Here is a 19,303-nt window from a genome sequence, read left to right on the forward strand (position 1 = left end):
GGGAGCCTCCCCGAACCGGGGGTAGGGGGTGCCGGGCGGGGCCTCATCCCTTCACCGCCCCGGCGCTGAACCCCGTGATCAGCCACTTCTGGATGAACGCGAAGACGATCACCACGGGTACGGCGGCGATGATGCCGCCGGCGGCGAGCGCGCCGAGGTCGACGCTGTCCGCGCTCATCAGGGTGTTGAGGCCGACCGGGATGGTCTGCTTGCTCTGGTCGGAGAGGAACATCAGGGCGAACAGGAAGTGGTTCCAGGCGTGCACGAAGGCGAAGGAGCCGACGGCGATCAACCCGGGCCGCAGCAGCGGGAGGACGACGATCCGGAACGCGGTGAAGCGGTTGCAGCCGTCGACCCAGGCGGCCTCCTCCAGGGAGTAGGGCACGTTCCGGATGAAGCCGCTGATGAGGATCATCGACAGGGGCAGTTGGAAGACCGTCTCGGCGATGACGACGCTGCCGAGGGAGTTGATCATCCGCAGGTTGGCGAAGATCTCGAAGAGCGGGACCAGCAGCAGGGCGCCCGGCACGAACTGGGTGCAGAGCAGGGCCAGCATGAACGCCTTCTTGATCCGGAAGTCGAACCGCGCGAGCGCGTAGCCGCCGGCCAGGGCGACCAGCGTGGTCATCACGAGGGTCGCGATGCCGACGAGGACGCTGTTCTGGAAGTAGGTGCCGAACGCCCGCTCGTTCCAGACCTTGTCGAAGTGGTCGAAGGTCATGGGCCAGGGCACGAGGGAGGTCGAGCCGGCCGGGCGGAGGGCGAAGAGGAGGATCCAGTAGAAGGGGATCAGCGTGAAGAGGAGGTAGATCGACAGGGGCAGGTAGATGTGCCGGCGGGGCACCTCGTCCCAGGCGCGGCGCCTGCCGTGGGGACGGGTCGGCCGGGTCTCCACCCGCTCGGGCGCGGGCGCGATCTCGGTGATCACTTCTCTCCACCTCCGAACTTGCTCAGCCGCAGATAGACGATCGAGCAGAAGAGCAGGATCACGAACGCGACCGTGGTCAGGGCCGACGCGTAGCCGAAGTTGTGGGCGTCCACGCTGGTGTTGGCGATGTAGAGCGGGAGGGTGGTCGTCTCGCCCGCCGGCCCGCCGCCGGTGAGGGTGTAGAGCAGGTCGACGTTGTTGAACTCCCACACCGCGCGCAGCAGCGTCGACAGGACGATGGCGTCCTTCAGGTGGGGCAGGGTGATGTGCCAGAACTGCTTGAGGCGACTGGCACCGTCGACCTCGGCGGCCTCGTAGAGGTCCTTGGAGACGGACTGGAGGTCGGCGAGGATGAGGATCGCGAAGAAGGGGACGCCCCGCCAGAGGTCGGCGACCACCGCCGCCGGGAAGACGGTCGAGGTGTCGGAGAGCCAGCTCGTGCCGTAGGAGCCGATGCCGGCGTCGGCGAGGTAACGGGTGATGCCCGTCTGGGAGTTGTAGAGCAGGACCCAGATCGCGGAGGTCAGCACGCCGGAGACGGCCCACGGGGAGAAGACCAGCGCCCGGCCCAACGCCCGCCCGACGAAGGTCTGGTTGACGATCAGCGCGAGCGCGAGACCGAACAGCAGCTGCAGGCCGACCTCGACGACGACCCACTTGGCGCTGAAGGTCAGGGTGTCCCAGAACTGGGTGTCCCTGGTGAAGATCTGGACGAAGTTGTCGAAGCCCGCGTAGCCGTTCCGCCACGGCTTGGTGGGGTTGTAGTTCCGCAGGCTGTAGTAGAAGACGCTGAGGACCGGGTAGGCGATGAAGCCCAGCATGAGCAGGGCGGCCGGAGCGATCAGCAGGTACGGGAGCCTGCGCGGAGTGGCGGAGGCACCGCGTCGCCGGGGTGGCGCGGGCGGTTTCGCCACGGCTGCGGCTTGGGCCATGACAGGGGCTCCGTTCGCTTGCAGTGGGTCGTGTTGAAGTACGGCGGGAAGCGCTTTCTTCGGGTGCGTGCTTCTGCGGGGTTTTCGTCGTTCGGAAGGGGTCAGCCGGCGTACGGGTCCGCGACCTTGCCGGGGCGGGCCAGGAATTCGAAGTCGCAGCCGGTGTTCGCCTGGGTGATCTGGTCGTTGTAGAGCGCGCCGTAGCCACGCTCGTAGCGAGTGGGCGGCGGCGTCCACCCCGCCCTCCGGCGCTCCAGCTCCTCGTCGTCCACGTTGAGCTGGAGGGTGCGTGCCTCGACGTCGAGGGTGATCGAGTCGCCGGTGCGGACCAGGGCCAGCGGCCCGCCGACGTACGACTCGGGGGCGATGTGCAGGGCGCACGCGCCGTAACTCGTGCCGCTCATCCGGGCGTCGGAGATCCGGACCATGTCCCGCACGCCCTGCTTCAGCAGGTGGTCCGGGATCGGCAGCATGCCGTACTCGGGCATGCCGGGGCCGCCCTTGGGCCCGGCGCCCCGGAGTACCAGCACGCTGTCGGCGGTGATGTTCAACCCGGCGTCGTTGATGGTGCGTTGCATGGCCTTGTAGTCGTCGAAGACGACGGCGGGGCCGGTGTGCTTGAGCAGGTGCGGCTCGGCGGCGATGTGCTTGATGACGGCGCCGTCGGGGCAGAGGTTGCCGCGCAGGACGGCGACCCCGCCCTCGGCGGCGACCGGATTCTCGCGGGTGCGGATGACGTCGTCGTCGTGGACGGCGGCGCCCTCGATCTGCTCCCCCAGGGTGCCGTTGACCGTCGGCCGGTCCAGGTGCAGCAGATCGGTGATCCGGGAGAGGAAGGCGGGCAGGCCGCCGGCGAAGTAGAAGTCCTCCATGAGGTACGTCCGTCCGCCGGGCCGGACGTTCGCCAGCACCGGCACGGTCCTGGCGATGCGGTCGAAGTCGTCCAGGGTGAGCGGGACTTGGCAGCGCCCGGCCATCGCGATCAGGTGGATGACGGCGTTGGTGGAGCCACCGAGTCCGAGCACCGTGGTGACGGCGTCCTCGAAGGCGTCACGGGTGAGGATCTCCGACGGCCTCAGCCCCGTCCAGGCGAGCTCCACGGCACGGCGTCCGGACGCGGCGGCCATCCGCTCGTGCCCGGAGTCGACGGCCGGGACGGAGGAGGCACCCGGCAGCGTCATGCCGAGGGCCTCCGCCGCCGCCGTCATCGTCGAAGCGGTCCCCATGGTCATGCAGTGACCGGGCGAACGCGCCAACCCGCCCTGCAGCTCCCGCAGTTCGCAGTCGGTCAGATTGCCGGCTCGGTGCTCGTCCCAGTACTTCCACATGTCGGTGCCGGAGCCGAGGGTCTCGCCGCGCCAGTGCCCGGGCAGCATCGGACCGGCGGGCACGAAGAGGGACGGCACGTCGGCGGAGGCGGCGCCCATGAGGAGCGCGGGTGTCGACTTGTCGCAGCCGCCGAGCAGGACCGCCGCGTCGATCGGGTAGGAGCGCAGCAACTCCTCCGTCTCCATCGCCAGCAGGTTGCGGTAGAGCATCGGGGTCGGCTTCTGGTACGTCTCGGAGAGCGTGGCGACCGGGAACTCCAGCGGGAACCCGCCGGCCTGCCACACGCCCCGCTTGACCGCCTCGGCCCGCTCGCGCAGATGGACATGGCAGGGGTTGATGTCCGACCAGGTGTTGAGGACGGCGATCACCGGGCGGCCCCGGTACTCCTCCGCCTCGTAACCGAGCTGGCGCATCCGGGCGTTGTGCGACCAGGTGCGCAACTGGCCCTCGGTTCCGTACCACTGGTGGCTGCGCAGGTCCTCCGGGCTCAGGCGCGCTCTGCCGGTCATATCGACCACCCCGCGGCGATCGCGGCGACCTCGGCGCGCTCGTCCTCCGCAAGTGTGCGGCTCGGCGGGCGGACGTCCCGGCGGCACAGACCGAGGGAGGCCAAAGCCTCCTTGACGACGGTGACGTTGTTCGCGGAACCATGGGCCGCGCGCAGTTCCTCGAAGCGGCGGATCTGCTCCCAGACCTTCATGGCGGCCGGGTAGTCACCGGATCGAAGCGCTTCAATCATGTTCAGCGAAACGGACGGGGCGACGTTCACCAGGCCGGAGGTGAAGCCGGTGGCGCCCGCCGAGAAGTAGGAGGGCGCGTACGGCTCCGCGAGCCCCGCCACCCATACGAACCGGTCGAGCCCCGCGTCCCGCGCGAAGGCCGCGAACCTGGCGGCGTCCGGCACGGCGTACTTGACGCCGATGACGTTCGGGCAGTCGTCGGCGAGCTCGGCGAGGCGGAGGCCGGACAGCTGCGCGTTGCGGACGTAGGGGACGACGCCCAGCTCGGGGACGGCCTCGGCGATGGCGCGGTGGTAGTCGACCCAGCCGGCCTGGGAGACGTACGGGTGGACGGGCTGGTGGACCATGACCATCCGGGCGCCCAGCTCCCGGGCGTGGCGGGCGGAGGCGACGGCGGTGGGGACGTCGTGGCCGACACCGACGAGGATCGCGGCGCGGTCGCCGGCCTCCTCGACGGTCAACTCGGTGACCAGGCGGCGCTCTTCGGGGGTGAGGGCGTAGAACTCGCCGGTGTTGCCGTTCGGGGTGAGGATCCGCACCCCGCCCTCCAGCAGCCGACGCAGCAGGGCCCGGTGGGCCTCCTGGTCGACGGAGCCGTCCTCGGCGAACGGGGTCACCGGGATCGCCACCACGTCGGCCAGGGCCGCCCGCGCGGTCTCGAACGTCACGCTGCTCATGCCTGCCCTTCCTCTTCCGTCGCCGGGGGTTCCGTCGCCTGGGGGAACGCTCGCCGCACGAAGGACGCGATGTGCTCGTGGAGGGCCCGCGCGGCGCCGTCCGCGTCACCGTCGAGGGCGCGCCGGAGGATCTCCCGGTGCTCGCCGGCCTCCCGCTCCCAGGAGGGCGAGGCGGCCCAGGCCACGGCCGAGACGAGGGCGGCCTGGTCGCGGACCTCGTCGAGCATCCGGCCGAGCAGCGGGTTGCCGCACGGCAGATACAGGGCGCGGTGGAACTCCCGGTTGGCCAGGGACCGTTCGGCGGTGTCGGTGGCGTCGTCGGCGCGTGTCAGCGCGTCCCGGGCGGCGTGGAGAGAGGCTCCTCGGCGCACGGTCCGTTTGAGCGCCTCGGGTTCGAGGAGCAGTCGTACGTCGTAGACCTCGCGCGCCATGTCCGCGTCCACCATGCGCACCGTGACGCCCTTGTACTGGCTCATCACGACCAGTCCGGTCCCGGCCAGGGTCTTGAGCGCCTCCCGCACCGGGGTCTTGGACACCCCGAACTGTGCGGCGAGTTCGGTCTCCACCAGGGCCTGACCCGGCGTCAGACGCCCGGTGAGGATGCGGCGTTTGATCTCCTCCAGCACGAACTGCGTGCGGGAGGGGATCGGCGTGGGCACAGAGGTCATGCGCGCCTCTCGGAAGTCACGTATCAGATCTGGCTATCAGATCTCACGTATCTGATCTCGCGTATCGCGTCTCATATATGACGTACGAAGTACGACGCGTTGAAGGTAGGAGGAGGCGCCGGGTTCGTCAATGCTTCGGACAGAAATGCCTCTGGCGGAAGGGGACTACGGCGTCCAGCCCGGATCCCGTCCGCTGAGCCCCACCGCCCGGTCGAGCAGCGGCGCGTCGTCCGGGACCGGCACGACGGGGCCGAAGATGCCGCCGCCCCGGCTGGGGTCGGCGGCTGCCGCGTACAGGAAGTCGTGGGAGACCCGCAGCGCGGCGGGGTCCGGGGCGTAGGGCAGGCCGGTGGCACGGGCCAGGTCCCAGCCGTGGATGACCAGTTCGTCGACGGCGACGGCGGCGGCGACCGCTCCGGGGAGGTCAACGCCGCCGGCCCGGGTCATGCCGGTCCCGGCGGCGGGTCGCGCCAGGCCTCTGCGAGTTCGTCGAGAACCTTCGGCAGCTCCGCGCGCCAGTCGGGGCCCGGGTCCGAGGCGGTGACGTCCGGGGCGCTGTCGGTCAGGGCGCCCAGGTCCTTGCGGGCGGCGTTCCGGAAGGCCACGGACAGGCCGAGCACATGGCCCAGCAGGGTGCGCACCGAGCAGTCGGGACAGGGCGTCCGCGCCGCCAGCTGGTCCTCGCGCACACCGTCCGCCAGTCGCGCGATCACCCGCGTCTGCGGTCCGAGGTCGAGGGTCGTGTCAGTCATCCACCTGCTCCTCACGGTTTCCGGGTCCTGAGGGGTGGACCGCCCGTCCCACGGAAACTCATCGCACGCCGGGCGCCGTCCTCGGTGTGCAGCAGCCAGCCGATGCCGATGAAGATCGGGGCGACGTAGCCCTTCCGCCGCCGCGCGATAAGGCACTTGCCTCATGCCTCTCCCGGGGCCTTAGGCCCACGATGGCCAGGCATGACGACATCGACATGGGCGGTGACACGGGTCCTCGGGGACCGTGACGCGCGGCTGTATCTGACCGGGGTCGTGGTCTCCGGGTTCGGGACCTCGGCGCTGTGGCTGGCGGCCGGGGTGTGGGTCAGGGATCTCACCGGATCGGACGGGCTGGCCGCGCTGTGCCTGCTCGCCATGTGGGCGCCGACCCTGGCCGGCCCGGCGCTCGGCACACTCGCCGACCGCGTCCGCCGCAAGCCCCTGCTGATCGGCGCGAACCTGCTGATGGCGGCCCTGCTGCCGGTCCTGCTCACCGTCGACTCCACGAGCGGACCCTGGCCGGTGTACGCGGTCCTGTTCGTGTACGGCGCCGTCGGCGTCGTCCATGACGCGGCCGAGTCCGCCCTGGTCGCCGCCGCCGTCGACCCGGCCCTGCTCGGCGACTTCAACGGACTGCGCATGACCGCCACCGAGGGCATGAAGCTGGTGGCGCCGCTCGCGGGCGCCGGCCTGTACGCGGCGTACGGCGGCGCGAGCGTGGCCCTGTTGGACGCAGGGACGTTCGTGCTGGCCGCGGGGGTCTACGCATTGCTGCGCGTCCGCGAGGAGAAGCCCGGCCCGCCCGTGCACGGCTGGTGGGCGCGGACCGCGGAGGGCACCCGTTTCCTGTGGGGGCACCCCCGGCTGCGCCCCCTGGTACTCGCCGGGGGCACCACGATGCTCTTCGCGGGACTCAACGGGGCGCTGATCTACGCCGTGATCGCCGGCCTGGGCCACTCCCCCGCCTACGCCGGTGTCCTGTACGCCGTCCAGGGCACCGGCTCGGTGGCGGTCGGGCTGCTGTCGGGCACCGGGCTGCGGCTGCTCGGCGGGCGCCGGTTCGCGGCGTGCGGCATCGGGCTCACGGCGGTCGCGGTGGCGCTGCGGGCCCTGCCCTCGGACCCGCTGACCCTGGTGTGCGGCGCGGGGATCGGCGCGGGGCTGCCCTGTGTGCTGATCGCCGCGACGACCGCCGTGCAGCGCGAGACGCCGGACGCGCTGCTCGGCCGTACGGCCGCCACGGCGGGCACGCTGATGTTCACGCCGAACGTGCTCGGCCTGGCCCTCGGCGCGGCGCTGGTGGAACTCGCCGATTACCGGCTGGTGTCGGCCGCCCTCGGCGCCGCTCTGCTGCTGACGGCGGCCCCGCTGCTCCAGCCCCGGACGAGCACCAACCGCACCACCGCCGAGCCCCAGTCCGACGCCAACCCGGTTTGACGCAGCGCCAGTTGCGCTTCATGCGGGTCACCTACACCGGCGCTCCGAATCCACCCGGCAGCTCGGCCACCGCACGGCCACACCACCCGGCGACAGCACCACGCGCGGCCCGACGGCCCCACCCCCTCAGTGCCCTCCAACAAACGCCGACCGCATCCCCGCCGAGCCCCCGTCCGACGCCAACCCCGGTCGATACAGCGCCAGTTGAAAGTCAGGCGGGTCGCACCGGCGCGCCGAGTCCGCAAGCCGGGCTCGGCCGCCGTGAAATGCCCCGGCTACAGCGCCCACCCATGGCGCCTTCTAGGTCTACGTCGTGGCCACGGGAGCCGCTCTGAACGCTCCCTCGCGCCGGCGACGGCACCCCGCCCACCCCCTCAGCGTCGCGCCAGCGCCGATCGCACCGCCTCCAGGTCGCCGTCCGACGCCAACCCGGCGTGATACAGCCGCACTTCGGTGGCTCCCCGGTCACGGGCCTTCGCCATGTCGGCGGCCAGGGTGCCGGGGTTGCCGCCCATCCCGGCGACCACGGGGAAGTTGGCCGCGACCACGGCGCCCTCCCGGCCCTGCTCGGCGAACGGCGCGAGCAGGGCCGTACCGCCGCCCGCGCACGGTACGACCACGCCGTCGGCGACGGACAGGATGTGCTCGGGGTCCACGCCCGCGTTTGCGCCGACGTGGTAGGTGACCGGGTCGGCGTGCAGCAGCACCTGGAAGCCGTCGGGGGCCGCCTCGCGCACCGCGCGGACCGCCGTCTCCTGGAGGGTGCGGGCGGTGTCGTCGCGCCACGCGCGCGTGGCGGCCGCCTTCGTCTCGCCGAGCAGTTTCTCGACCCCGGCCCAGCCTTCGTCGTCGGGTGCCCCCTGCCACAGCGGCTCCAGCGCGTCCCGTACGGCGGCCGCCAACTCCTCGGCGTCCAGGCCCTGTTCCCCGTACCCCTCCCGGCAGACGGGACAGAAGCACAGTGCCATCAGGTAGTGGCCGGCGTCCCCGAGGCCGACGCCGCCGGTCTTGTCGTGGGCGTGCAGGTGCTGGAGGCCGTACCAGCCCAGCGACTCCAGCTCGGTGCCGCGCGCGCCGGGCCGGACGGCCGCCTCGGCGGCGAGGTCCACGAGGTACGCGCGCGTGGCGGGCTGCGCGATGCAGGGGGCCCAGGGGTAGCGGTCGCCGTAGGCGTTGACGACGGAGGTGTCCGGATGCTCGGCGCCCAGACGGGAGTTGTGCGCGAGGACGACCCAGGTGTGCACCTCCAGACCGGCCTCCGCGAGGGACCGCGCGGCCTCGCCGTAGGCGTCACCGGGCGCCCAGTCGCCGGCCGTGTACGGGCGCAGCTCCCGCCCCTCCCAGCGGTCACCGGCCGGGTACAGCACCGCCGCGTGCTCGGCGGTGACGATCCGGTGGCGCGGGTGGCGGGGGGTGAGCGCGCGCGTGGAGTGGTAGGCGGTGGCCAGCGTCACCTGTTCCACGCCGAGCGCGGCGATACGGCCGGCGGCCTCCGGGTCCCCGTTGACGTCCCAGGGGTAGACGAATGTCGACGCCTTCACTTGCCGTCCTCCAGCAGCGCGTACCCGCGGTCGATCAGCTCGGCGAGCTGCTTCACATGGTCCTCGGTGGGTTCGTGCAGCGGGGAGCGGACCTCCCCCACGTCCAGCCCGCGCAGCCGTACGCCCGCCTTGACCAGGGAGACGGCGTAGCCGCGGCCCTGGGCCCGGAGTTCGACGAACGGCCGGTAGAAGCCGTCCAGGAGGCGGTTCGCGGTGCTCTCGTCTCCGGTCCTGAGCGCCTCGTGGAAGGCGAGGGCGATCTCCGGGACGAAGCAGAAGACGGCCGAGGAGTAGAGCGGGACGCCGATGGCGCGGTAGGCGAGCTGGGTCTGCTCGGCGGTGGGCAGGCCGTTGAAGTAGAGGAAGTCACCGGGGACCTCGGTGCGCACGGCGCTGACGATGCGCTGCATGAGGTCGAGGTCGCCGAGGCCGTCCTTGAAGCCGATGATCCCGTCCGTACGGGCGAGCGCGACGACGCTCTCCGGGGTGAACACGGCGTTGTCGCGCTGGTAGACGATCACGGGCAGCGCGGTCGCGGCGGCCACCTCCCGGTAGTGCCGCAGCAACCCCTCCTGCCCGGCGACCACGAGGTAGGGCGGCATGGCGAGCAGCCCGTCCGCGCCGGCGGCCTCGGCCACGCGCGCGTACCGCACGGCGAGCGCGGTGCCGTACCCGGCACCGGCGACGACCGGGACCCGTCCCCCGGTCGCCTCGACGGCCGCCCGGACGCACGCCTCGAACTCCTCGGGGGTGAGCGCGTGGAACTCGCCGGTGCCGCAGCACGCGAAGACCGCGGCGGCCCCGTTCTCCACCCCGCGGCGCACATGGGCGCCGTAGACCTCGAGGTCGACGGAGCCGTCCGGTCCGTAGGCGGTGACGGGGAAGAACAACGGCCCGCTGGGGTTGCTGAGCCGAGCGGCGAGGGGGGCAGGCGTCACGGGCTCTCCCGGTTACATGTTTATGATCCGCGTCTACATCTCTGAACGACACCACGCTAAAGTGCCCCATCCTGGCCGGTCAAGCGCGTCTACGGCCTGGTACCAGCAGATTTCCGGCCTCCGTGGGACACTTGACGGGTCCTGCCCCGGCTCCCTAGCGTGTCCACGAATGTGAATATCGTGCATACACGCGACCCCGTCGACCGAAGGAGAAGCGAGGATGCCAGCCCCCCGCACCGTTCTGCTCACCGGCGCCGCCGGCGGGCTCGGCACCCTGATGCGGAACCTGCTGCCCGCCTTCGACTACGAGCTGCGCCTCCTCGACATCCGTCCGATCGAGGGCGACCCGGACGCGATCACCGCCGACCTCGCCGACCGGAAGGCCCTGCGTGAGGCCGTACGGGGCGTCGACGCGATCCTCCACCTCGCGGGCATCTCGCTGGAAGCCCCCTTCGAGAAGATCCTCAAGGCGAACATCGAGGGCACGTACAACCTGTACGAGGCCGCGCGCGAGGAGGGAGTGGGCCGGGTCGTCTTCGCCTCCTCCAACCACGCGGTCGGCTTCACCCCGCGCCCGCAGGGCGACGACCCCCTGATCCCGATCGACACCCCGCGCCGTCCCGACACCTTCTACGGCCTGTCCAAGTCCTTCGGCGAGGACCTCGCCCAGCTCTACTGGGACAGGCACGGCCTGGAGACCGTGTCGGTGCGCATCGGCTCCTGCTTCCCGGAGCCGACCAGCGTGCGCATGCTGTCGGTCTGGATGAGCCCGCCGGACGGCGCCCGCCTCTTCCACGCGGCCCTCACCGCCGAGAACGTGGGCCACACGGTCGTCTACGGCTCCTCCGCCAACACCCGCCTGTGGTGGGACCTGTCGACCGCCCGGGCCCTCGGCTACGAACCGCAGGACGACTCCGAGCAGTTCGCGGAGAAGCTGATCGCCGAACAGGGCGAACTGGAACCGGGCAACATCGCGCACGACTACCTGGGCGGCGTCTTCGTCAGCGACCCCCCGATCTGGCCGTACTGACCGACTTTCACACCGGGCGGGCACCGAACGGGCCCGCCCGTCGGCATATACGGGCATGCTCGGTGCCTTGGGGAGGCGCGCCGGCGCCGTCCCCCAGGGGCGCGGGGAACTGCGCGACCAGCCACGACGGCTCCACAGCCGCACACCACCGCCGCCCCCGGGTTCGTAGGCGACGGTCGCCCGAACGGGCACACACAGACACGATCCCTCCAGTAACAGACCTGGTCACCCCAGCCCACCCGCTGTAGAACTTCCCCCATCGGCCCGAACGGGCAACGGCGCAGCAAAAGGCGGGTGACAAATGACCGGCACCGCGGAGGACCGCCAGCGGCACATCGTGAAAACAGCGCGAGCCAAAGGCTCGGTGGACGTCACCGAACTCGCCGCCGCGCTGGGCGTGGCCAAGGAAACCGTCCGCCGAGACCTCCGCGCCCTGGAGGACCACGGCCTGGTCCGCCGCACCCACGGCGGCGCCTACCCCGTGGAGAGCGCCGGCTTCGAGACGACCCTCGCCTTCCGCGCCACCAGCCACGTCCCCGAGAAGCGCCGCATCGCCACCGCCGCGGCCGAACTGCTCGGGGACGCCGAGACGGTCTTCGTCGACGAGGGCTTCACCCCGCAGCTCATCGCCGAGGCCCTGCCCGGGGACCGACCGCTGACCGTGGTCACCGCGTCCCTGCCCGTCGCGGGCACCCTCGCCGAGGCGGACAACATCTCCGTACTGCTGCTGGGCGGCCGCGTCCGCCCCGGCACCCTGGCCACCGTCGACCACTGGACGACGAAGATGCTGGCCGGTTTCGTCCTCGACCTCGCCTACATCGGCGCCAACGGCATCTCCCGCGAGCACGGCCTGACCACGCCCGACCCCGCCGTCAGCGAGGTCAAGGCGCAGGCGATCCGGGCCGCGCGGCGCACCGTGTTCGCGGGTGTGCACACCAAGTTCGGCGCGGTCAGCTTCTGCCGGTTCGCGGAGATCGGCGCGCTGGAGGCGATCGTCACCAGCACGCTGCTGCCGTCGGCGGAGGCCCACCGCTATTCACTGCTGGGCCCACAGGTCGTGCGGGTCTGACTCAGCGGAGGGGCTGTCGAAGCACCAAGCACCACAGGGATTCTCCGCACGAAACGGTGCCCCTTATATCCAACTATGTCCAGGAGCGATCCATGCGCACCCAGAGCCGACGACGGCCGTCGCGAGCCACGCTCGCGCTGGCCGCCGCAGGGACGCTGCTCACCCCGCTGCTCTCCGGCTGTTGGGTCGGGGCGGGCGGGTCCGGGTCCGGCGGCGACTCCGTCAACGTCCTGATGGTCAACAACCCGCAGATGGTGGAGCTGCAGAAGCTGACCAAGGCCCACTTCACCAAGGAGACCGGCATCAAGGTGAACTTCACCGTCCTGCCGGAGAACGACGTCCGCGACAAGATCAGCCAGGACTTCGCCAATCAGGCCGGCCAGTACGACGTGGCGACACTGTCCAACTACGAGATACCCATCTACGCCAAGAACGGCTGGCTGCACGAGATGAACTCGTACGTGGCCAAGGACCCGGCGTACGACGAACAGGACGTGCTGAAGCCGATGCGGCAGTCCCTGACCGCCGACGACGGCAGGCTCTACGGGCAGCCCTTCTACGGCGAGTCGTCCTTCCTGATGTACCGCAAGGACGTGTTCGCGGCGAAGCACCTCACCATGCCCGCGCACCCGACCTGGGACCAGGTGGCCGACCTCGCCGCGAAGGTGGACGGCGCCGAGTCCGGCATGCGGGGCATCTGCCTGCGCGGACTGCCCGGCTGGGGCGAGCTGATGGCACCCCTGACCACGGTCGTGAACACCTTCGGCGGCACCTGGTTCACCAAGGACTGGAAGGCCCAACTGGACTCCCCCGCCTTCGAGAAGGCCACGAAGTTCTACGTCGACCTCGTTCGCAAACACGGTGAGTCCGGCGCCGCCCAGTCAGGCTTCGCCGAGTGCCTCAACAACATGACCCAGGGCAAGGTCGCCATGTGGTACGACGCGACATCGGCCGCCGGTTCCCTGGAGGCTGCGGGCTCCCCGGTCAAGGGCAAGCTCGGCTACGCGCCGGCCCCCGTGGAGAAGACCGACAACTCCGGCTGGCTCTACACCTGGGCCTGGGGCATCCAGAAGGCCTCCCGCAACCCCGACAAGGCCTGGAAGTTCGTCTCCTGGGCGTCCAGCAAGCAGTACGAGCAGCTGGTCGGCGAGACCAGCGGCTGGCCCAACGTACCGGCGGGCAAACGCGCGTCGACCTACACCAACGCCGAGTACGTCAAGTCCGCGGCCTCCTTCCAGGAGATGACCAAGGCCGCCATCGAAGGCGCGAAGCCCAATGACCCGGGGGTGCAGCCGCGCCCCGCGCCCGGCATCCAGTTCGTCGGCATCCCCGAGTTCACCGATCTCGGCACCAAGGTCTCCCAGGAGATAAGCGCGGCCATCGCCGGACGCCAGTCCGTCGATTCGGCCCTGAGGAAGTCCCAGAAACTCGCCGAGAAGATCTCCAAGGAGTACGAGGGACGATGACCGCGACAACGACGGCTCCGATAGCCGCGACTCCCGCACGCACCAAGGGCGTTCCCTCCGCCCGCCTGAAGGCATGGGCGACCCGCGCGCCACTGCTGCCCGCCCTGGTCTTCATGATCGTGGTGACCCAGCTGCCGTTCGTGGCCACGCTGGTGATCTCGTTCTTCGACTGGAACGCCCTCTACCCGAAGGCCCGTCACTTCACCGGCCTCGACAACTACCAACAGGTCCTCACCGACGCCGACCTGCGCCACTCGGTGTGGACGACGATCCTGCTCACGGCCGCCGTGGTCGTCGTCAGCCTGGTCCTGGGCCTGGCGCTCGCGCTCCTCCTGGACCGGAGGTTCCGCGGCCGGGGCGTGGTCCGCACCCTCCTGATCGCGCCCTTCCTGGTGGTCCCCGTGGCGGCCGCCCTGCTGTGGAAGCACGTCCTCTACAACCCCGAATACGGCCTGCTCAACGGTCTGTTGCACTACGTGGGCGGTCCGCAGCCGGACTGGATCTCGAACACCCCGCTGCTGGCGGTCGAGGCCTCCCTGGTGTGGCAGTGGACGCCGTTCATGATGCTGATCCTGCTGGCGGGCCTGCAGAGCCGTGACCACCAGCAGATCGAGGCCGCGCGGGTGGACGGCGCGAGCGACTGGCAGATCTTCCGCCACCTCACGCTCCCGCACCTGCGCCGCTACCTCGAACTCGGCGCCCTGCTGGGCTCGATCTACATCGTCCAGAACTTCGACGCGGTCTTCACCATCACGTCCGGCGGGCTGGGCACCGCCAACCTGCCGTACACCGTCTACCAGAGCTTCTACCAGGCCCATGAGAACGGCCTCGCCTCGGCCGCGGGCGTCCTGGTGGTCATCGGCTCGATCGTCATCGCGACCTTCGCCCTGCGCGTGGTGTCGTCCCTGTTCCGCGAGGAGGTGGCTCGAGGATGAGCACCGTCGCCGTACGACTGCGAGGCGGCCGCCGCAAGGGCGCCGGACTCGGCCTGGTGGCCTGGCTGTTGGGAATCGTGTTCTTCCTGCCCATCGCCTGGATGGCCCTGACGTCCTTCCACTCGGAGGCGGACGCCGCCACCAACCCGCCCTCCTTCGGGGCCGCACTCACCCTGGACGGCTACCGGGAGTTCTTCGGCACGGGCGGCGGGGCGAGCCCCTGGCCGGCCCTCGTCAACTCGGCCGTGGCGTCGGTGGCGTCGACGCTGCTGGTGCTGCTGCTGGCGCTGCCGGCGGCGTACGCGCTGTCGGTGCGCCCGGTGAAGAAGTGGACGGACGTCCTGTTCTTCTTCCTGTCCACCAAGATGCTCCCGGTGGTAGCGGGTCTCCTGCCCATCTACCTGTTCGCCAAGAACACGGACATGCTGGACAACATCTGGCTGCTGGTCATCCTCTACACCTCGATGAACCTGCCGATCGCCGTGTGGATGATGCAGTCCTTCCTGGCCGAGGTGCCGGTCGCGGTGATCGAGGCGGCCCAGATCGACGGCGCCCGGCTGCCGACGATCCTCGCCCGTGTGGTGGCCCCGATCGCCCTGCCCGGCATCGCCGCCACCGCCCTGATCTGCTTCATCTTCAGCTGGAACGAGCTGCTGTTCGCCCGGGTACTGACGGGCGTGGTCGCCGAGACCGCCCCCGTGTTCCTGACCGGCTTCATCACCAGCCAGGGCCTGTTCCTGGCGAAGGTGTGCGCCGCGTCGCTCGTCATCTCCCTGCCGGTGCTCGCCGCGGGGTTCGCCGCCCAGGACAAGCTGGTCCAGGGCCTGTCGCTGGGAGCCGTGAAATGAAGGCCGCCGTCATCGAGTCCGTGGGCCGTGCCGTCGTCGCCGAGGTCCCCGACCCGGCGCCGGGTCCCCGCGAGGTCGTCGTCGAGGTCGCCGCCTGCGGCCTGTGCGGCACCGATCTGCACATCCTGCAGGGCGAGTTCGCGCCGAAGCTGCCGATCGTGCCGGGTCACGAGTTCGCGGGCGAGGTGGTCGGGGTCGGCACCCAGGTCACCGAGGTCGCGGTCGGCGACCGGGTGGCGGTCGACCCGTCCCTGTACTGCTACGAGTGCCGCTACTGCCGGGACGGCCACAACAACCTCTGCGAGCGGTGGGCCGCGATCGGCGTGACCACGGCGGGCGGCGCGGCACAGTTCGCCGTCGCTCCGGTGGCCAACTGCGTGAAGCTCCCCGAGCACGTCAGCACCCAGGACGCGGCCCTGGTGGAGCCCCTGTCCTGCGCCGTGCGCGGCTACGACGTGCTGCGCTCCCGCCTCGGCGCGCACGTGCTGATCTACGGCTCCGGGACGATGGGTCTGATGATGCTGGAGCTGGCCAAGCGGACCGGGGCGGCGAGCGTCGACGTCGTGGACCTGAACCCGGCCCGCCTGGAGACGGCCGTACGCCTCGGCGTCTCGTCCTCCGCGCCGAACGCCGACGAACTGGAGCGCCCGCAGGGCTGGGACGTCGTGATCGACGCGACCGGCAACGCGGCGGCCATCCAGGACGGCCTGGGACGCGTGGCCAAGGCAGGTACGTTCCTGCAGTTCGGGGTGGCGGACTACGCGACGCGGGTGACGATCGACCCGTACCGGATCTACAACCAGGAGATCACCATCACCGGGTCGATGGCGGTGCTGCACAGCTTCGAACGCGCGGCCGAGCTGTTCGCCAGCGGCGTCCTCGACCCGGAGGTCTTCATCAGCGACCGGATCCCGCTGGAGCGCTACCCGCAGGCGCTGGATCAGTTCGCGGCCGGGGTGGGGCGGAAGATCGTGGTGCTCCCCCAGAGCGCCTAGAGCTGCCCTGGCCCGTTGCCCGGGCCGCGGGAAAATCCAGTGGGGGCGGGGCTGACCGGGGCCGTACCATCCCGTCATGCCGCGCCCCCAGGGATTCTCGTACGAGGAACACGCAGACGGCACCGTGCGCATCACCCACCACGGCCGTCCCGCGACCATGCTGCGCGCACCGCGCTCCACCCGGTTTCTCGCCGAGGTGGCGGCCGGCGACCCGCAGCTCGTCATGGCCCGCTGGACCGGGAACTACAGGCGCGGCAACGAGCGGACCGCCCGGGAGCACCCGCGCAACGGCGGGCGCGGCCGACGCTGAGCCGATCCACTCGATCGGCCGCCGGGTAAGGGAACGGCAAAGTGGTCTCGTTCGTTGTCCCGGCATGACAGCTATGACCCCTGGCTCGAACATCCCTCTCCCCGTCACCCGTGTGACGGTGGACGTCGCCGCCCCGCTGCGGCTCGACGTGTCGGGCCTGCTGCTCACGGGCGACGGCAAGGTGCGCTCCGACGACGACTTCATCTTCTACAACCAGCCGGCGGGGCCGGGCGTGACGTACCGCTCCGGCGGCGGTACGGCGCCCGACGCGATCACCGTCGACACCGCCGCCCTGCCCCCCGGCATCGAGAAGGTCGTCGTCACGGCGAGTCCGGACGCGGCCGGGCAGACCTTCCAGGGCATCGAGCCGACGGCCACGATCCGCGGCGCGGACGACAACAGCGTCCTCGCCACGTTCACACCCCCGCAGCTGGGGACGGAGACGGCGCTGGTGATCGTCGAGATCTACCTGCGCAACGGCGCCTGGAAGGCACGCGCGGTCGGCCAGGGGTACGCCAACGGGCTGGCGGGCATCGCGACCGACTTCGGGGTGACGGTCGAGGAGCCCGCCTCTGCGCCCGTCGCGCCGCCTCAGCCGGCGATGCGGCCCCCGGTGGCGCCGCCCGCACCGCCGCTGTCCACCACGCCGCCTCCCCCGCCTGCTCCTCCGGCTCCCGCCGCGCCCGCTCCCGGTGCGGGGAAGATCAACCTCGACAAGGGCCGGGTGAGCCTGCAGAAGAACCAGACCGTCTCCCTCGTCAAGGGCGGCCGTCCGCTGCTGGCCCAGGTCAAGATGGGCCTCGGCTGGGAGCCGGCCTACCGAGGCTCCGACATCGACCTGGACGCGTCGGTCATCGCCTACGGCCCGCAGCGCAACCACATCGACAGCTGCTACTTCGGCAAACTGTCCATCCTCAACGGCGCGATCAAGCACTCCGGCGACAACCTCACGGGCGAGGGCGCGGGCGACGACGAGGTCATCGTGGTCGACCTCGGCCGCATCCCGCAGGAGGTGACCGGCCTGGTCTTCACGGTCAACTCCTTCTCCGGCCAGAAGTTCACCGACGTGGCCAAGGCCTACTGCCGCCTCCTGGACGCCGCGACCGGGGAGGAGCTGGTCCGCTTCGACCTGACCAACGCGGAGGCCCAGACGGGCGTGATGATGGCCAAGCTGATCCGCCAGTTCTCCGGCGAGTGGGACATGACGGCGATGGGCCAGTTCGTGAAGGCCCGCACGGTCCGGAACATGGTGAAGCCGGCCGCCCAAGCCCTGTAAGCGGCCGCACGACGTCCACGGGTGCCCCTCGGGCGGGGGGCACCCGACGTCTCAGCTCTCCGCCGTCTCCGCCGACCGCAGCCCTTCGGTCAGCAGGGACACATAGCGGCGGATGCGCGGCCGCCCACCGTTCGCCAACTCCGCGGCGGAGGACACCCCGTGGGCCAGCCGCAGCACGTCGATCGGCTCGAGGTCCCGCCGCAGCGTCCCCTCCCCCTGGGCCGCCTCGACCAGCCGCGCGGCCGCGCCCTTCATATGCCTGGCACAGGCGGTGAGGGCCGACCCCGGCAGCGTCAGCTTCATGCCGCGTGATCAGGGCCGGCCGCCCGGGAAGGACGTGATCCGGGCGTACGGCTAGAACAACGCGCTGTAGGCGTTCAGTGCGGGCTGTCCGCCGAGGTGGGCGTAGAGCACCGTCGACTCGGCGCCGATCTCGCCGCGGCGCACGAGATCGATCATGCCGGCCATCGACTTGCCCTCGTAGACGGGGTCGGTGATCATCCCCTCCGTGCGGGCGGCGAGGCGCATCGCCTCCAGGGTCGTCTCGTCGGGGACGCCGTACGTCCCCGCGTGGTACCGCTCGTCCAGTTCGACGTCGTCCTCGGTCAACTCGCGCCGCACGCCGATGAGTCGGCCGGTGTTCTGGGCGATCCTGGCGATCTGCTCCTTGGTCGCGGCGGGCTTGGCCGAGGCGTCGATGCCGAGCACCCGGCGCCGCCGTCCGCCCGCCTCCTCCAGCGCGGCGAAGCCGGCGACCATGCCGGCCTGGGTCGAACCGGTCACCGAGCACACGACCACGGTGTCGAAGAAGACGCCCGACTCCCGCTCCTGCTCGGCGACTTCGTAGGCCCAGCCGGCGAACCCGAGGCCGCCGAGGGGATGGTCGGAGGCGCCCGCCGGAATGGCGTACGGCTTGCCGCCCCGCTCCTCGACCTCCCGGAGCGCCTGCTCCCAGCTCTCCTTGAACCCGATCCCGAACCCGGCCTTCACCAGCCGTACGTCGGCTCCGGCGAGCCGGCTGAGCAGGATGTTGCCGACCTTGTCGTACACGGAGTCCGGCCAGTCCACCCAACTCTCCTGCACCAGCACGCACTTGAGCCCGGCACGCGCGGCCACGGCGGCGACCTGACGGGTGTGGTTGGACTGCACCCCGCCGATCGAGACCAGGGTGTCGCAGCCCTGGGCCAGCGCGTCCGCGACCAGGTACTCCAGCTTGCGCGTCTTGTTCCCGCCGTAGGCGACACCGGAGTTGCAGTCCTCCCGCTTGGCCCAGAGGGAGGCGCCACCGAGCTCGGCGGTCAGCCGCTCCAGGGGGTGCACCGGGGACGGGCCGAAGAGGAGGGGGTAACGCTCGTACGAGGAAAGGGACATGGGGTCCTCCCGGGGTCGGGATCAATCGCCGTCGGCCCGGTCGCCGCCGGTGGGGTCGATG

At 70.9% G+C, this 19,303-nt stretch carries 20 protein-coding genes; 9 read left to right on the forward strand and 11 right to left on the reverse strand.

Going from position 1 to position 19,303, the window contains the following annotated elements; genetic code table 11:
- Positions 1-43: 43 nt before the first annotated feature.
- From ACWCQ1_RS05490 to ACWCQ1_RS05520, 7 genes are all read right to left on the reverse strand, one after another.
- Entirely contained in the window at positions 44-928 is an 885-nt protein-coding gene (locus tag ACWCQ1_RS05490) for a carbohydrate ABC transporter permease (RefSeq protein ID WP_451025914.1), read from the reverse strand.
- Positions 925-1,860 (reverse strand): carbohydrate ABC transporter permease, encoded by a 936-nt coding sequence (locus ACWCQ1_RS05495; protein ID WP_358594726.1) that lies wholly within the window; start codon positions 1,858-1,860, stop codon positions 925-927. Before ACWCQ1_RS05495 ends, ACWCQ1_RS05490 begins: the two co-directional genes overlap by 4 nt.
- 101 nt (positions 1,861-1,961) lie before the next feature.
- A complete protein-coding gene (gene araD, locus ACWCQ1_RS05500; protein ID WP_451025915.1) occupies positions 1,962-3,698 on the reverse strand; it encodes an L-arabinonate dehydratase in 1,737 nt (578 codons plus the stop codon).
- Positions 3,695-4,606, reverse strand: coding sequence for a dihydrodipicolinate synthase family protein (locus ACWCQ1_RS05505; protein ID WP_358594732.1), 912 nt, complete (start codon positions 4,604-4,606; stop codon positions 3,695-3,697). Before ACWCQ1_RS05505 ends, araD begins: the two co-directional genes overlap by 4 nt.
- A complete protein-coding gene (locus tag ACWCQ1_RS05510) occupies positions 4,603-5,274 on the reverse strand; it encodes a GntR family transcriptional regulator (protein WP_358594735.1) in 672 nt (223 codons plus the stop codon). The genes ACWCQ1_RS05505 and ACWCQ1_RS05510 overlap by 4 nt, the downstream gene beginning before the upstream one ends.
- A gap of 165 nt (positions 5,275-5,439) precedes the next feature.
- Positions 5,440-5,793 (reverse strand): TIGR03086 family metal-binding protein, encoded by a 354-nt coding sequence (locus ACWCQ1_RS05515; RefSeq protein ID WP_358595319.1) that lies wholly within the window; start codon positions 5,791-5,793, stop codon positions 5,440-5,442.
- Complete coding sequence (locus tag ACWCQ1_RS05520) at positions 5,718-6,026, reverse strand: maleylpyruvate isomerase family mycothiol-dependent enzyme (RefSeq protein WP_358594738.1); 309 nt, start codon at positions 6,024-6,026, stop codon at positions 5,718-5,720. The genes ACWCQ1_RS05515 and ACWCQ1_RS05520 overlap by 76 nt, the downstream gene beginning before the upstream one ends.
- Before the next feature lie 201 nt (positions 6,027-6,227).
- Here ACWCQ1_RS05520 and ACWCQ1_RS05525 point away from each other — a divergent pair, with 201 nt between their 5' ends.
- Positions 6,228-7,463: an MFS transporter gene (locus ACWCQ1_RS05525; protein WP_358594740.1), complete on the forward strand. Its 1,236-nt coding sequence runs from the start codon at positions 6,228-6,230 to the stop codon at positions 7,461-7,463.
- A gap of 374 nt (positions 7,464-7,837) precedes the next feature.
- On the opposite strand, the gene ACWCQ1_RS05530 is transcribed toward ACWCQ1_RS05525, so the two are convergent.
- Together ACWCQ1_RS05530 and ACWCQ1_RS05535 are read right to left on the reverse strand one after the other, a co-directional pair.
- Entirely contained in the window at positions 7,838-9,004 is a 1,167-nt protein-coding gene (locus ACWCQ1_RS05530) for a hypothetical protein (RefSeq protein ID WP_358594743.1), read from the reverse strand.
- On the reverse strand, positions 9,001-9,942 hold the full coding sequence (locus tag ACWCQ1_RS05535) for a 5-dehydro-4-deoxyglucarate dehydratase (protein ID WP_133048176.1): 942 nt from the start codon (positions 9,940-9,942) through the stop codon (positions 9,001-9,003). Before ACWCQ1_RS05535 ends, ACWCQ1_RS05530 begins: the two co-directional genes overlap by 4 nt.
- A 220-nt stretch (positions 9,943-10,162) precedes the next feature.
- Between ACWCQ1_RS05535 and ACWCQ1_RS05540 the strand changes: the two genes are divergently transcribed.
- The 8 genes from ACWCQ1_RS05540 (at position 10,163) to ACWCQ1_RS05575 (ending at position 17,871) form a co-directional block, all read left to right on the forward strand.
- A complete protein-coding gene (locus ACWCQ1_RS05540; protein WP_358594746.1) occupies positions 10,163-10,972 on the forward strand; it encodes an NAD-dependent epimerase/dehydratase family protein in 810 nt (269 codons plus the stop codon).
- Between the two features lie 301 nt (positions 10,973-11,273).
- Entirely contained in the window at positions 11,274-12,041 is a 768-nt protein-coding gene (locus ACWCQ1_RS05545; protein ID WP_133048174.1) for a DeoR/GlpR family DNA-binding transcription regulator, read from the forward strand.
- Between the two features lie 92 nt (positions 12,042-12,133).
- Positions 12,134-13,507 carry an ABC transporter substrate-binding protein gene (locus tag ACWCQ1_RS05550; protein ID WP_133048173.1) on the forward strand — a complete coding sequence of 458 codons (1,374 nt, stop codon included), beginning with the start codon at positions 12,134-12,136 and terminating at the stop codon, positions 13,505-13,507.
- Positions 13,504-14,442, forward strand: a complete 939-nt coding sequence (locus ACWCQ1_RS05555; protein ID WP_208780463.1) for a carbohydrate ABC transporter permease — start codon at positions 13,504-13,506, stop codon at positions 14,440-14,442. The genes ACWCQ1_RS05550 and ACWCQ1_RS05555 overlap by 4 nt, the downstream gene beginning before the upstream one ends.
- Complete coding sequence (locus ACWCQ1_RS05560; protein ID WP_133048171.1) at positions 14,439-15,290, forward strand: carbohydrate ABC transporter permease; 852 nt, start codon at positions 14,439-14,441, stop codon at positions 15,288-15,290. Before ACWCQ1_RS05555 ends, ACWCQ1_RS05560 begins: the two co-directional genes overlap by 4 nt.
- On the forward strand, positions 15,287-16,285 hold the full coding sequence (locus ACWCQ1_RS05565; RefSeq protein WP_358594754.1) for a zinc-dependent alcohol dehydrogenase family protein: 999 nt from the start codon (positions 15,287-15,289) through the stop codon (positions 16,283-16,285). The genes ACWCQ1_RS05560 and ACWCQ1_RS05565 overlap by 4 nt, the downstream gene beginning before the upstream one ends.
- Positions 16,286-16,361: 76 nt before the next feature.
- Positions 16,362-16,595, forward strand: a complete 234-nt coding sequence (locus tag ACWCQ1_RS05570) for a hypothetical protein (RefSeq protein WP_133048169.1) — start codon at positions 16,362-16,364, stop codon at positions 16,593-16,595.
- Positions 16,596-16,668: 73 nt separating this feature from the next.
- A complete protein-coding gene (locus ACWCQ1_RS05575) occupies positions 16,669-17,871 on the forward strand; it encodes a TerD family protein (RefSeq protein ID WP_451025916.1) in 1,203 nt (400 codons plus the stop codon).
- Between the two features lie 51 nt (positions 17,872-17,922).
- On the opposite strand, the gene ACWCQ1_RS05580 is transcribed toward ACWCQ1_RS05575, so the two are convergent.
- The gene (locus ACWCQ1_RS05580) at positions 17,923-18,174 is read right to left on the reverse strand and encodes an SbtR family transcriptional regulator (RefSeq protein ID WP_451025917.1); all 252 of its coding nucleotides are present in this window, start codon (positions 18,172-18,174) and stop codon (positions 17,923-17,925) included.
- A 51-nt stretch (positions 18,175-18,225) separates the two neighbouring features.
- Positions 18,226-19,242: a 1-aminocyclopropane-1-carboxylate deaminase gene (locus tag ACWCQ1_RS05585; protein ID WP_358594760.1), complete on the reverse strand. Its 1,017-nt coding sequence runs from the start codon at positions 19,240-19,242 to the stop codon at positions 18,226-18,228.
- Positions 19,243-19,303 lie beyond the last annotated feature (61 nt).

Source organism: Streptomyces sp. NPDC002144 (assembly GCF_053593695.1).